At 68.5% G+C, this 9388-nt stretch carries 8 protein-coding genes; 4 read left to right on the forward strand and 4 right to left on the reverse strand.

The features are described 5' to 3' along the window. Positions 1-16 precede the first annotated feature (16 nt). Positions 17-580 (reverse strand): dihydrofolate reductase family protein, encoded by a 564-nt coding sequence (locus AB0M24_RS23540; protein ID WP_363771484.1) that lies wholly within the window; start codon positions 578-580, stop codon positions 17-19. A 76-nt stretch (positions 581-656) separates the two neighbouring features. On the opposite strand from AB0M24_RS23540, the gene AB0M24_RS23545 reads away from it, so the two are divergent. Next, positions 657-806 (forward strand): hypothetical protein, encoded by a 150-nt coding sequence (locus tag AB0M24_RS23545; protein ID WP_363771487.1) that lies wholly within the window; start codon positions 657-659, stop codon positions 804-806. Here AB0M24_RS23545 and AB0M24_RS23550 read toward each other — a convergent pair. Continuing rightward, the gene (locus tag AB0M24_RS23550) at positions 803-1342 is read right to left on the reverse strand and encodes a TetR/AcrR family transcriptional regulator (RefSeq protein WP_363771490.1); all 540 of its coding nucleotides are present in this window, start codon (positions 1340-1342) and stop codon (positions 803-805) included. The two genes, AB0M24_RS23545 and AB0M24_RS23550, sit on opposite strands and share 4 nt — an antisense overlap. A gap of 50 nt (positions 1343-1392) precedes the next feature. Here AB0M24_RS23550 and AB0M24_RS23555 point away from each other — a divergent pair, with 50 nt between their 5' ends. Further along, positions 1393-2991: a long-chain fatty acid--CoA ligase gene (locus AB0M24_RS23555; RefSeq protein ID WP_363771493.1), complete on the forward strand. Its 1599-nt coding sequence runs from the start codon at positions 1393-1395 to the stop codon at positions 2989-2991. On the opposite strand, the gene ilvD is transcribed toward AB0M24_RS23555, so the two are convergent. Then, positions 2988-4676, reverse strand: coding sequence for a dihydroxy-acid dehydratase (ilvD, locus tag AB0M24_RS23560; protein WP_363771496.1), 1689 nt, complete (start codon positions 4674-4676; stop codon positions 2988-2990). The two genes, AB0M24_RS23555 and ilvD, sit on opposite strands and share 4 nt — an antisense overlap. A 9-nt stretch (positions 4677-4685) precedes the next feature. Further along, positions 4686-5270: a hypothetical protein gene (locus AB0M24_RS23565; RefSeq protein WP_363771499.1), complete on the reverse strand. Its 585-nt coding sequence runs from the start codon at positions 5268-5270 to the stop codon at positions 4686-4688. 144 nt (positions 5271-5414) lie between these two features. On the opposite strand from AB0M24_RS23565, the gene AB0M24_RS23570 reads away from it, so the two are divergent. Both AB0M24_RS23570 and AB0M24_RS23575 read left to right on the forward strand, forming a co-directional pair. After that, entirely contained in the window at positions 5415-6821 is a 1407-nt protein-coding gene (locus AB0M24_RS23570; RefSeq protein ID WP_363771502.1) for a hypothetical protein, read from the forward strand. Continuing rightward, positions 6818-9388 (forward strand): hypothetical protein (locus AB0M24_RS23575; RefSeq protein ID WP_363771505.1); only part of this gene is annotated, 2571 nt, incomplete at its 3' end. The genes AB0M24_RS23570 and AB0M24_RS23575, both read left to right, overlap by 4 nt.

Raw genomic sequence — 9388 nt, forward strand, 5'->3', positions numbered from 1 at the left:
TAGTCGAACACGTGTTCTACCGCTTCGTCTCGTACCTGGTCAGGAGCACGCCGTCGGGGAACGTCCTGGTCTCCACCAGCGTCAGGTCGACCCAGTTGTCCAGGGCGGTGAAGAACGGCTTGCCGCCGCCCACCAGGACCGGTGCGGTGACCAGCACGTACTCGTCGATCAGCCTGGCCCGCATCGCCGTCGCGGCGAGCGTGGCGCCGGCGATGTCCATGCGGCCGCCGTCCTCGGCCTTGAGCCGGGTGATCTCGGTGACCGCGTCGCCGGTGACCAGGCGGGCGTTCCAGTCAACCGAGCTGAGCGTGGAGGAGAACACGACCTTCGGCATGGCCTTCCAGCGCCGGGAGAACTCGACGTGCTGCGCCGTGGCGCCGGGCTGCTCCTCGACAGTCGGCCAGTGGGAGCTCATGTCCGTCCACAGCCTGCGTCCGTACAGCGACAGCTCGGTCGACCCCACCCGGTCGGACCAGAACTGGAACAGCTCGTCGCTCGGCACGCTCCACCCGAGGTCGTCGCCGGGTGCGGTGACGTAGCCGTCCAGGGACACGTTCATGGCGAAGGTCAGTTTCCGCATCGCGTCAGCCTCTCGTGAGTCGATGTTCGGTGTGTGGACCGGCACGGCGTGGCGAAATCATCGGATAATGCGGGCCATGACTGGGGACGACGACGAAGAAGAGATCGTGCAGATCGGCGAGAACGTCACCAACGTCGTGCGCGGCAAGGTGCACGGCACTCTGGTGCAGCTGGAGAGCGTCGAGGGCGATCTGACGTTTCCCGAGCCCAAGGACGGCGAGGACTAGGGCTTCAGCACGGCCCAGACCGCGTCCGCGACGATCTCGCGGGCCTCGGCCAGGTCGAACACCCCGAGCAGGAACCGGCGCACCGACTCGTGCGCGGGCCCCATCACCACGGGCTCGAGTGCCCACGGCGGCACCTCGCGCAGCTCGCCGTTCTTCATGCGGTCGAGGAACCAGCTCAGCACCGGCTCGAACTCCCGCTGCTTCGTCTCGGGGTCGGCGTGGTCCGGTGCGGCGTAGAGGAAACGCGCGCGGCTCGGGTTCGCCATCACCCAGTCCAGGTAGCGCAACGCCAGGTCGGGCACGGCGGCGCAGGCCGGGCGGGCGTCCAGCGCGGGCAGCATGGCGGCGACGCAGCGGCCGTAGCTGTCGGCGTAGAGCTGCGCGAACACGCCCGCGCGGCTGCCGAAGTGGTGGTAGATGCTGCCGTTCGACATGCCCGAGCGCTCGGTCAGCGCGGCGATCGTGACGGCGTCGAGGCCGCCTTCCTCGACGAGCCTGAGCGCCGCGTCGAGGAGAGACTGTCGTCGGTCAGCCATGAGGGTTAGAGTACCGCTCTGGAGCGACGCTCCAGAGAAGGGGAGAAGCAATGGCGCTGTCGATTCCCGACCAGCTGCGCGACCGGGTCGCCCGCACGCCCGACGCCGAGGCGATGCGGTACCGCACGTCTGCTGGCTGGACCTCGCTCACGTGGGCTGAGCTGCAGGAACGTGTCGCTGCGGCGGCGTTCGGGTTGCGCGCGGCAGGGCTCGGGAAGGGTGACCGGGTCGCTCTCATGGGCGGCACGAGCATCGAGTGGATCATCACCGACCTGGCCGTGCTCGCCGCCGGTGGCGCCACCACCACGATCTACCCGAACAGCACCAGGGGCGAAGTCGCGCACATCGTCAGCGACTCCGGCAGCCGCGTGGTCGTCGTGGACAGCGACGAGCAGGCCGCGATCATGCCGGGCGAGGTCGAGGTGCTGCGGTTCAGCGCGGTTCCCCAGGGCGACGGCGACTACGACGCGTTGATCGACGAGCTGCGGCCGGACGACCTGGCCACGTTGATCTACACCTCAGGTACGACCGGCACGCCCAAGGGCGTTGAGCTGACCCACGACAACTGGCTGACGACGTCGGAATCCATTGCCTCGCTGGGCATTCTGCTGCCCACCGACCTGCACTTCCTGTGGCTGCCGCTGTCCCACGCGTTCGGCAAGGTGCTGACGATGGCGATGATCGCCGCAGGCGTGCCGACCGCCGTCGACGGCAGCGTGGAGCGGATCGTCGACAACCTCGGCGAGCTCAAGCCGACCATCGTGGCCGCCGCGCCGCGCATCTTCGAGAAGATCCACGGCCGGATCGTCGCGGGTGCGCGCGAGAAGGGCGGGCTGACGTTCAAGATCTTCAGCTGGGCCGACCGCGAGCACGGGCCGGCGACGCGCTGGCTCGCGGATCGCCTGGTGTACAGCAAGTTGCGCGAGCGCGTCGGCGGCCGGATCCGGTACTTCGTGTCCGGCTCGGCGCCGCTGGCTCCGGAGATCGCCGAGTTCTTCGCGCGCTCCGGCATCACGATCCTGGAGGGCTACGGCCTGACCGAGTCGTCCGCCGGGTCGTTCTTCAACCGGCCGGGGCAGATCCAGATCGGCACGGTCGGGCCGCCGATCCCCGGCATGGAGGTCAAGATCGCGGACGACGGCGAGGTGCTGCTGCGCGGCCCCGGTGTCATGCGCGGCTACCACAACCGGCCGGACGCGACGGCCGAGACGATCATCGGTGGCTGGCTGCACACCGGCGACATCGGCGAGCTCGACGAGATGGGCCGGTTGAAGATCACCGACCGCAAGAAGGAGCTGATCAAGACCTCGGGCGGCAAGTACGTGGCGCCGGCGCGGATCGAGAGCATGATCAACGCGGCGTCGCCGTACATCAGCAACGTGATCGTGCACGGTGATCGGCGCAAGTACTGCGTGGCTTTGGTGACGCTCGACCCGGACACCGCTTCCGGTCTCACGGACGCGGAGTCCGAGGTCGAGCACGCCATCAAGATGGTCAACGCGCAGCTGGCGCGGCACGAGACGATCAAGCGCTTTGCCGTGCTGGAGCGCGACTTCAGCGTCGAGGACGGGTTGCTGACCGCGTCGCTGAAGCCGCGCCGCCGCGAGATCGAGAAGCGCTACGCCTCCGTTCTCGACAGCCTGTACTAGTCGCAGACAGCGCCACGCGACGCCGAGCCGACCAGCTTGGCGTACTTGGCGAGTACGCCGCGTTCGTAGCGCGGAGGCAGGGGAGCCCAGCCTTCCTTGCGGCTCTCCAGGTCGGCGTCCACGTCGAGCGTGCCGTCGGCGACGTTCAGCGTGATCCGGTCGCCGTCGCGCACGAACGCGATCGGTCCGCCGTCGACCGCCTCCGGTGCCACGTGGCCGACGCACAACCCCGTGGTGCCGCCGGAGAACCGGCCGTCGGTGAGCAGCAGGACGTCCTTGCCGAGGCCCGCGCCCTTGATCGCCGCGGTGATGGCGAGCATCTCGCGCATGCCCGGCCCGCCCTTGGGGCCCTCGTACCGGATCACCACGACGTCGCCCGCGGTGATCGTGCCGTCTTCGAGGGCGTCCATCGCGGCGCGCTCGCGGTCGAACACCCGCGCGGTGCCGGTGAAGACGTCGGAGTCGAAGCCCGCGGACTTCACGACGGCGCCTTCCGGGGCGAGCGTGCCTTTCAGGATCGTGATGCCGCCGGTGTGGTGGATGGGCTTGTCGAGGGCGCGCAGCACGAGACCGTCGGGGTCGGGCGGGGCGATGTCGGCGAGGTTCTCGGCGACCGTGCGGCCGGTGACGGTGAGGCAGTCGCCGTGCAGGAGACCGGCGTCCAGCAGCGCCTTCATCACCACGGGGACGCCGCCGATGCGGTCGACGTCGGTCATCACGTGCCGTCCGAACGGCTTCACGTCGGCCAGGTGCGGCACCCTCGCGCCGATCCGGCTGAAGTCGTCCAAGCTGAGTTCCACACCGGCCTCGTGCGCGATCGCGAGCAGGTGCAGCACGGCGTTGGTGGAGCCGCCGAACGCCATCACGACGGCGATCGCGTTCTCGAACGCCTCGCGCGTCATGATCTGCCGGGCGGTGATGCCCTTCCGCAGCATCTCCACCACGGCCTGGCCGGACCGGCGCGCGAACCCGTCACGGCGGCGGTCGGTGGCCGGGGGAGCGGCACTGCCCGGCAACGACATGCCCAGGGCTTCCGCCGCGCTGGCCATCGTGTTCGCCGTGTACATGCCACCGCACGCGCCTTCGCCGGGGCAGATCGCGCGTTCGATCAGGTCGACGTCCTCACGGCTCATCAACCCGCGCGCACAGGCCCCGACGGCCTCGAACGCGTCGATGATCGTGACCTCTTTCTCGGTGCCGTCGGTCAGCGTGACCCGGCCCGGCAGGATCGACCCGGCGTAGAGGAACACGCTGGCGAGGTCGAGCCGCGCGGCCGCCATCAGCATGCCGGGCAACGACTTGTCGCACCCGGCCAGCAGCACCGAGCCGTCGAGACGCTCGGCCTGCATCACCGTCTCGACGCTGTCGGCGATCACCTCCCGCGAGACCAGCGAGAAGTGCATGCCCTCGTGGCCCATCGAGATGCCGTCCGACACCGAGATCGTGCCGAACTCCAGCGGATACCCGCCCGCCGCGTGCACCCCGTCCTTCGACGCCTTCGCGAGGCGGTCGAGCGACAGGTTGCACGGCGTGATCTCGTTCCACGACGAGGCAACGCCGATCTGCGGCTTCTCCCAGTCCTCGTCGCCCATGCCGACGGCCCGGAGCATCCCGCGCGCGGCGGTGCGCTCCAGGCCGTCGGTCACGTCGCGGCTGCGTGGCTTCACGTCGGGTGTCTCGGTCATGAGGGCACGCTAGCCGTCAGTGGAGCCGCTCTCATCCGCAGACGCGCGGAAGTCGAGCAGGAGAGTGCTCCTGTGCCACGCCAGCGCGATCGGAATCAGCAGCAGCGCGTATGCGGTGCTGGGTACAGCGACCCAACCCGAAAGGTGTCGTGCCGCCTTGACGAGCATCAGAGCGATATATGCGAGGTAGATGATCCCGACGCCGCCGTACGCGATGATTACCGCGAATCGTTGCGCATGAGGAGCCGTGTGGACATTGGTGGCGCGCTCACTTGCAATAACCCCGACGGTGCTCATGTCAACGCCCGGAATCTGCGCCGCCGACACGAGTTCGCGTTCCAGGGTCAGAATGGAACGAGCTCGCAGGGCCGCCACGTTGAGCAGGGTCGCGTGGAACGCGGCGATGCACACCAACGGAAACGGCAACAGCGCGATTGCCCAGCCGAGCAGGTCGATCTTGTCGTAGAACGCGATGGTTCCCACGAGGTAGGTCACGGCGGCCCCCATCGTGGCGAGGCTGACGGTGAGCGTGGAGCTCCGGTCGGCGCGGTCCGCCTGGTAGATCGAGGTGAGTATCTGGAGGCGATCGGCCACTGCGTTTCCCCAGGGTCTGTCGGAGTGCTCCGGACGTGCTGGCGGCTTGATCGATCGTCCCGTGGTGGTCGTTACACGCGCGGTAACGTGCCCACTCCTGCTTGCGAAGTCCTGGTGAGCGGGCAGCGAGGGGGAAACACGAAAGTGCAGAGGCTTCGAGATCTCGTCGTGGTGGTGCCGGGAATCGGCGGCAGCAAGTTGACGTTGCCGAACGGCGAAGTGTGGGAACCTCGTGCGAAGGGCATCGCAAGGGCGGTCATCCGGCCCTCGACACTGGACCTGGAGCGCTTTCCTGAACTCGAACCGGTTGACCTGATCCGCACTTTCAGCGTGCTCGGCCCCAAGCTGACGGTGCACGGTTACGACAACCTGCACACATTGCTGAACACCAACTTCCGTGATGTCGCAACACATGTTCATCGTCGCGGCGTGCCCATCCCCGCCAGTACCGACGTGTTGTTGTTCCCCTACGACTTCCGTCAGTCCGTGCGTGACGCTGCAGAGCGTCTGGCGGCCGCCGTGCACGAGGTTCTGGGCGGCGAGTCGCGGCGCAGGGTCATCGTGCTCGCCCACTCGATGGGCGGTCTCGTCGCGAGGTACTGGATCGGGCCGCTCGGCGGGTGGTCCGTCTGCCGTGCCCTGATCACGCTGGGCACACCACACCGGGGTGCGCCGAAGGCACTCGACTGGCTGGTGCGGGGTCCGGGATTCGGAGCCCTGCGCCACCCCTCGGTGCGGAAGGTGTTCCGGCAGTGGCCGTCGATGTACGAGCTGCTGCCGCAGTATCCAGCGGTGTGGGACGAGCGGGTCGGCCGTGAGATCGAGTTGACTGCGCTGCGCCCGTCCAGCTACTCCGCCCAGTTCGCGACCATGGCCGCCGCGGGACGTGCCACTCACGACGACATCGCCGCGGCCTGGGCGGACATCCCACCGGCTCGGATGCCTGATGTCGTGCCGTACTTCGGACGTGGCCACGGCACGCCGAACGAGGTTGTGCTGCGGCCGGACGGAACGCTGGACGTGCTGAAGCGGGATCCGCACTGGCGTGGCAACGTCGGGTGGACGGGAGACGGAACCGTTCCCGCGTTGTCGGCGATCCCGCGCGAACTGGGCGAAACGAGGGCGGCGTGGCGCGGTCTGCGGGAACGTCACGGGCCTATGGCGCACACACCGTCGATGATCGAGTTGCTGAAGTCGTACGCGGGGGAGGCTGTGCCGACGAGGGGCAGTGACACGCCTTCCGGTCCGTGGCTGGGCATCGACTTCGAGGAGATCGTGCCCGCGGGCGAGGAGACTCAGGTCGGCGTGACCATCCAGCCGGGCGGAACCGGCGCGGCGGACATGCGCCTCTTGCTCTCTCCGAGCGGCCTGGCGCATGTGCCGCCGATCACCATGTCCGGGGCCGGCGAGGTGTGGATGGCGACGCTGCCTGCGCTGGACGCCGGCCGATACCGGCTCGACTTCGAGGCACGCCAGGTCGGGGGCCCAGAGTCCGTGTACGCGTCGGCCGACCTGGTGGTGCTCGACGCGGCATTCGAGGAGTGGTCGTGAATCGGCCGATGTGGAACCGGCTGGAGGATCCCAACCTCCTGCTGCGTTTCGTCGAGACGAGAACGGCCGCGACGCTGCTCCCCACGCTGCCGCCACGTTCCACCGGCGTCGGCCCAGGACCGATCGATCGGACGAGGACGGTGTACGACGCCTTCGTCGGCGTCGGCATCCGGTACGCCGACGAGTCCGCGGCGGGACAGGACGGCTGGCAGGAGATCCGAGGCCCGACCGAGGTGCTGAAGACCGCCAGGCTCGCGAACTGCGTCGACTTGGCTGTCGTGTTGGCGGGAGCCTGCCTCGATGCCGGTGTGCACCCGCTGATCGTCCTGCTCGAGCCGATCGCGGGCGGACCCGCGCACGCGCTCGTCGTGGCCTGGACTGCCGGCACGTGGCCGGGACCGGGAGCGGCGGCGGAGTACAGGGACTTCGCGCCGGATGGTGACGGGGTGTGGCCGCGCGGACTGCGCGACGCCCCTGAGGGGCCCGGTGCGTTTCTCCCGCTCGACGTCACGCGGGTGACCGGCATCGGCGAATCGTTCGACGACGCGGTGCGCGCGGGCGCTGACCTGCTCGCGTCTGAGTCGTTCCGCGTCTTCGCGACGCTGGACGTCGGTCTGCGCTATCGCAAGCAGGGCGAGTTCCGCGCGGAGCCGCGGCGGCTGACGGGCATCCAGACGCACCGCGAGGAGGTCGCCGGCCTGCGCGACCTCCAGCAGAACCTGCTGGAGGCCAACCTGCCGTTCGTGCCACCGACAGATCCGGGCGCACGCTCCGCTCCACACGTGCTGCTGGAGCGGCTCGGCGCGGAGACCGGTGCGCCTGGCGTGCTGCTGGTGGGTGCGGCGGGTGTGGGCAAGACCCGGACGTGCTTCGAGGTGGCCGCGCAGGCGGTGAACGACGGATGGGCGGTCATGCACATAACCGCCGGCGAGGCCGCCGTGACGAGCACCGACCTGTACGAGGCGATCATCGCGGAGCACGCGGACCGGATCCTGATCGTGCTCGACTACCTCAACGCGTACGCGCAGCGCCTGGACCTTGCGACGTTGCGCTACCGGGTGCTGGCAGACGCGGCCAGGTACGGCACGAAGGTCGCCTTCATCGCCTCCTGCCGGCCCGGTTGGCACGCAACTACCGACGCGCCGCTCACCCTGCTCTTCGACGTGGTCGAACTTGAGCCGGACGACGCACAGACAGTCGCGATCCGCGACCAGATACTGCGTCGGGTCGCGCCGCACGCGACCCACGATCTCGGGCTGCAGGAGATGCGCAAGCTGGCGGGCAGCAGACCTGTGATCGCGATGCTGATCGCTTCCGAGGTCGAGAGGTTGCACGAACTCGGGGACCTGAAGTCCGCCCTGCCCTCGATCCGTCCCGCAGATCTGCTGAGTTGGCTCGAACGCAGGCTTGCGGAGGACGACCTGCTGCCGAAGCGTCCCCGCAGACTGTTCGCGGACAACGACGCTGAACCCAGCCATGAATTGCAGACCTGCGTCGCGATGCTGCTCGCCACCCCCCAACCGGAGGCAGACCTGATCGCCTGTGGTGAACAGGTGAAGAACGCGGAACCGGTGCTGCGGCAGCTGATGGCGATGAAGTGGCTGGTTGCCACGTCGACAGGGATCGTTCCCGCACACGACCTGGTGACCGACCAGTTGGTTGAGAAGATCCTGCTCCAACAACCAGGCGCGGTCGTGCAGGCAGTCGTCGCAGACCGCGTGCTGAACGCGAGCTTGACCGCCGCGCGCACCGTCGGGCGTTATGCGATGAACCTCGGCCGTATCATCCGCGACATGGCGTCGGCGGAGGCGTCCGCACTGCGAAGCCATTGTGCGTCCTGGATCTCCGGCAACGCGGTGGCGGCCGGCGAGGCACTTGCCCGGGGCGAGGACGACGGTGCCTACGCGATCGGGTCGGTGTTGGAGAGCCCGGCGTGGTCGCCCGTCGCGTTCACCGCGTGGACCGACGTGGTGGATCCCTGGCTGCGGCAGCACGCACGCTCGATCTCCGCCCGGCACCTGCTCTACAAAGGACTGCGGTCCGACGTGGGCGAGACCGACGAGCACCTGGTACCCGAGTCGATGGCGTGGCTGGAAGATCACGGCAACACGGCGGAGGCGGGGTTTGTTCTCGCGCCGTTGCTGGCGCGTCAGCTTCCTGGTGATGTTGCCGGTGAGGCCGTGGGTTTCGGGTTGGCGTGGCTGGCGATCCATGATGATCTTGTTGAGGCGCGGTTCGTTGTTAGTGCGTTGCTGGGGCGTGAGCTTCCTGGTGATGTTGCCGGTGAGGCTGTGAGCCTTGCGTTGGCGTGGCTGGCGATCCACGGTGATCTTGGCGAGGCGCGGTTCGTTGTTAGTGCGTTGCTGGGGCGTGAGCTTCCTGGTGATGTTGCCGGTGAGGCTGTGGGTTTTGGGTTGGCCTGGCTGGCGGCCCACGGTGATCTTGGCGAGGCGCGGTTCGTTGTTAGTGCGTTGCTGGGGCGTGAGCTTCCTGGTGATGTTGCCGGTGAGGCTGTGGGTTTTGGGTTGGCGTGGCTGGCGGCCCACGGTGATCTTGGCGAGGCGCGT

The organism is Lentzea sp. NPDC051838 (genome assembly GCF_040681245.1).
Lineage (GTDB): Bacteria > Actinomycetota > Actinomycetes > Mycobacteriales > Pseudonocardiaceae > Lentzea.

What these genes read in the sequence shown, in the direction of transcription:
- AB0M24_RS23555 (WP_363771493.1), top strand. Translation starts at nt 1,393, where the DNA reads ATGGCGCTGTCGATTCCCGACCAGCTGCGCGACCGGGTCGCCCGCACG.
- AB0M24_RS23550 (WP_363771490.1), bottom strand. Translation starts at nt 1,342, where the DNA reads ATGGCTGACCGACGACAGTCTCTCCTCGACGCGGCGCTCAGGCTCGTC.
- ilvD (WP_363771496.1), bottom strand. Translation starts at nt 4,676, where the DNA reads ATGACCGAGACACCCGACGTGAAGCCACGCAGCCGCGACGTGACCGAC.
- AB0M24_RS23540 (WP_363771484.1), bottom strand. Translation starts at nt 580, where the DNA reads ATGCGGAAACTGACCTTCGCCATGAACGTGTCCCTGGACGGCTACGTC.
- AB0M24_RS23545 (WP_363771487.1), top strand. Translation starts at nt 657, where the DNA reads ATGACTGGGGACGACGACGAAGAAGAGATCGTGCAGATCGGCGAGAAC.